General features: G+C 76.9%; 1 protein-coding gene. It reads right to left on the bottom strand.

Annotation, left to right across the window (positions count from 1 at the left end; genetic code table 11):
- Positions 1 to 4,151 (bottom strand): type I polyketide synthase (locus GT045_RS08570; protein WP_161333805.1); only part of this gene is annotated, 4,151 nt, incomplete at both ends.

Raw genomic sequence — 4,151 nt, 5'->3', positions numbered from 1 at the left:
GCCCTGGGCGCGCAGTGCGGGCAGGCTGAGCCGCACCGGCAGCAGGGCGGGCCGCCCGGCGCGCACCGCGCGGTCGAACAGGGCGGTGCCCTCCTCGGCCGACAGCGCGCTCATCCCGCCGCGTGCCATGCGGGCGCGGTCGGCCTCGTCGAGGGAGCCGGTCATGCCGCCAGTGGGGGCCCACGGCCCCCAGGCCAGGGCCAGCGCCGGCGCCCCCTGGGCGTGCCGGTGGGCCGCGAGGGCGTCCAGGAGGGCGTTGGCGGCGGCGTAGTTGCCCTGGCCCGGGGCGCCGACGGTGCCGGCGACGGACGAGAACAGGATGAACGCCGGTCCGGTGCCGACCAGTTCGTGCAGGTGGAGGGCGCCGAGCGCCTTCGGCCCGAGGACCGTGTCGATCCGCTCGGCGGTGAGCGAGGTGACGACGCCGTCGTCGAGGACACCGGCGGCGTGGACGACCGCGGTGAGCGGACGGTCGGCGGGCAGGCCGGACAGGACGGCGGCGAGGGCGTCGCGGTCGGCGACGTCGCAGGCGTACGCGGTCGCCGTGGCGCCGAGTGCGGCCAGTTCGGCGATCAGTCCGCCGGCGGCGCCGGACCGGCTGACGAGGGCGAGGTGCCGGACGCCGTACGCGGTGACCAGGTGCCGGGCGAGCACCGGTCCGAGGCCGCCGGTGGCGCCGGTGAGCAGCACCGTGCCCTCCGGGTCGGGGGTGAACTCGGCAGGGGCGGGGAGTTCAGCGCGCACCAGCCGGGGGGCGCGGGCCGTTCCGGCGCGCACCGCGGCCTGCGGTTCGCCGGAGGCGAGGACGGCGGGCAGTACGGCGGCGGCGTCCTCGCCCGGTTCGAGGTCGAGCAGCACGAACCGGTCCGGGTGCTCCGACTGCGCGGAGCGCACCAGCCCCCATACGGCGGCTCCGGCCAGATCCGGCACGTCCTCGCCCGCGACGCTCACCGCGCCCTCGGTGACGACGGCGAGCGGGCGGGGGTCGTCGTCCTGGAGGGCCGCGAGCGCGCTGTGGAGGGCCTGCCGTACGGCGTCGGCATCCGTACCCGGCGTGGTGCGCAGCACCCGGTGGTCGACGGCGGGGGCGTCGGTGTCCAGGGGCAGCGGCTGCCAGTCGAGGGTGAACAGGGCGTCGGCGCTCGTGTCGCGGGCCGCCCGCAGGTTCGTCAGGGGGCGGGAGGCGAGGGAGGTGACCGTGGCGACGGGGGCGCCGGTGGCGTCGGCGAGGTCGACGGCGAAGGCGTGCGGTCCCGTGGGCACCAGCCGGGCGCGCAGCACGAAGGCGCCGACCGCGTGCAGGGTGACGCCCTCGAACAGGAAGGGCAGCCGGGCGGTGTCGTCGGCCGATCCGTCGCCGAGCAGGGCCAGGCAGTGCAGGGCCGCGTCGAAGGCGGCGGGGTGGAGTCCGAAGCGGGGGGCGTCGGCGGCGGCCCGCTCGGGCAGCCGTACCTCGGCGAACACCTCGTCACCGCGCCGCCAGGCGGCCGTCAGGGCCTGGAAGACGGGGCCGTAGGCGAGGCCGGCGGCGGCGTGCCGCTCGTACAGGCCGTCGGTGTCGAGGGGTTCGGCGCCCTCGGGGGGCCAGACGTCCAGGCGGGCGCCGGGGGCGCCGGTGCCGGCGGCAAGGAGGCCGGAGGCGTGCAGCGTCCAGGGTTCACCGGCGGGCAGGCTCTCGGCGCGGGCGTACACGTGGACCGTGCGGGTGCCGGCCGGGTCGGGTGCGCCGACGGCGACCTGGACGCGCACGCCGTCGTCCGCGGGCAGCACGAGCGGTACTTCCAGGGCGAGTTCCTCCAGCCGGCCACAGCCGACCTGGTCGCCGGCGCGCACGGCCAGCTCGACCATGGCGGTGCCCGGGACGACGACGGAGCCGCCCACGACGTGGTCGGCGAGCCAGGCGTGGCTGCGTGCCGACAGCCGGCCGGTGAGCACGGCGCCGTCGGAGTCGGCCAGCATCGTGGCCGCGCCGAGCAGCGGGTGGTCGGCGGGGTCCAGGCCGGCGGATCCGACGTCGCCGACCGGGGCGGCCGTCCGGGGCCAGAAGCGCTCGCGCCGGAAGACGGTGGTGGGCAGGTCGACGGTGCGGGCGCCGGTGAACAGTCCGGTCCAGTCCACCGCCGCGCCACCGGTCCACATCTGCGCGACGGCGGTGAGCAGCGTCTCGGTCTCGTCGCGTTCGCGGCGGCCGGCGGCGGCCAGCACGGCGTCGGTGTCCGCGCCGTCGGCGGCCAGGCACTCACGGGCCATGGCCGTCAGCACGGCGTCCGGGCCGATCTCCAGGAAGCGGGTGACGCCCGCGGCGGCGAGGGTGCGTGTCCCGTCGTGGAAGCGGACCGCCTCGCGCACGTGCCGCACCCAGTGGCCGGGGGTGGAGATGTCCTGGGTGGCGAGGGCGCCGGTGACGTTGGAGACCACGGGGATGGCGGCCCGGTGGAAGGTCAGGGACTCCACGACCGCCCGGAAGTCGGCCAGCATCGGCTCCATGAGCGGCGAATGGAAGGCGTGCGAGACCTTCAGCCGCCGGCTCTTCGCGAAGCGGGCGGCGATCGCCTCGGCCTCGTCGGCGTCACCGGAGATCACCACGGAGCCCGGGCCGTTGACGGCGGCGATACCGACCCGCCCGGTGAGCAGCGGGCGGATCTCGTCCTCGGTGGCGCGTACGGCGATCATGGCGCCGCCCTCGGGGAGCGCCTGCATGAGCCGGCCGCGGGCGGCCACCAGCGTGGTGGCGTCGGCCAGGTCCAGTACGCCCGCGACATGGGCGGCGGCGATCTCACCGACGGAGTGCCCGGCGACGTAGTCGGGGGTGAGGCCCCAGGACTCCAGCAGCCGGTACAGGGCGACCTCGAAGGCGAACAGCGCGGTCTGGGTGCGGGCGGTGCGGTTCAGCGGTGCGGGGTCGTCGCCGAGGACGAGGCGGTGCAGGTCGTCGTCGCCGGACAGGGCGCAGATCTCGTCGAAGACGCGGGCGTAGACCGGGAAGTGCGCGTGCAGTTCCCGGCCCATGGCGGCGCGCTGCGCTCCCTGCCCGGTGAACAGGAAGGCGGTCTGTCCCTTGCGGACCCGGCCGGAGGCCGCGCCCTGACCGCCCTCGGCGACGGCGCCCATGGCCGTGACGAGTGCGTCGCGGCCGGCGCCGAGGACGACGGCCCGGTACCGGTGGGCGGTGCGGGTGGCGGCCAGCGAGTGCGCGACGTCCACCGGGTCCGCCGGGCCGGCGGCGGCCGCGAGACGGGCGGCCTGCTCGCGCAGCGCGTGTTCGGTGCGGCCGGTGACCACCCAGGGGACGAGCGGCGGTGCCGCGCGCGGTTCGTCCCGCGCCGGTTCGTCGGCGGGGGCCTCCTCCAGGATGGTGTGCGCGTTGGTGCCGCTGGCGCCGAAGGAGGAGACGGCGGCGCGGCGCGGGCGGCCGGGGTCGGTCCAGGGCCGGTTCTCCGTCAGCAGGCGGACCCGGCCCTGGTCCCAGTCGACCTTGGTGGACGGCTCGTCGGCGTGCAGCGACCTGGGCAGCACCCGGTGCCGTAGCGCCATGACCGCCTTGATGATGCCGGCGACACCGGCGGCGGCCTGGGTGTGCCCGATGTTGGACTTGACCGAGCCGAGCCACAGGGGGGCGTCGGCGGGCCGGTCCTGTCCGTAGGTGGCGAGCAGCGCCTGTGCCTCGATCGGGTCGCCCAGCGTGGTGCCGGTGCCGTGCGCCTCCAGCAGGTCCACGTCCGCCGGGCCGAGCCGGGCCCCGGCCAGCGCGGCCCGGATGACGCGCTGCTGGGACGGCCCGTTGGGCGCGGTCAGCCCGTTGGAGGCGCCGTCCTGGTTGACGGCCGAGCCACGCACGACGGCCAGCACCTCGTGGCCGTTGCGGCGGGCGTCGGAGAGCCGTTCCAGCACCAGCATGCCGGCGCCCTCGCTCCAGCCCGTGCCGTCGGCGGCGTCCGCGAAGGACTTGCAGCGGCCGTCCGGGGCGAGGCCGCGCTGCCGGGAGAAGGCGATGAAGTTGCCCGGGGTGGACATCACGGTCGCGCCGCCCGCCAGGGCGAGGGTGCACTCCTTGTCGCGCAGCGCCTGTACGGCGAGGTGCACCGCGACGAGCGCCGAGGAGCAGGCGGTGTCGATGGTGACGGCGGGGCCCTCCAGGCCGAGGGTGTAGG

Source organism: Streptomyces sp. SID486, assembly GCF_009865385.1.
Classification (GTDB): Bacteria; Actinomycetota; Actinomycetes; order Streptomycetales; family Streptomycetaceae; genus Streptomyces.
This window is presented reverse-complemented; position numbering and strand designations above follow the sequence as displayed.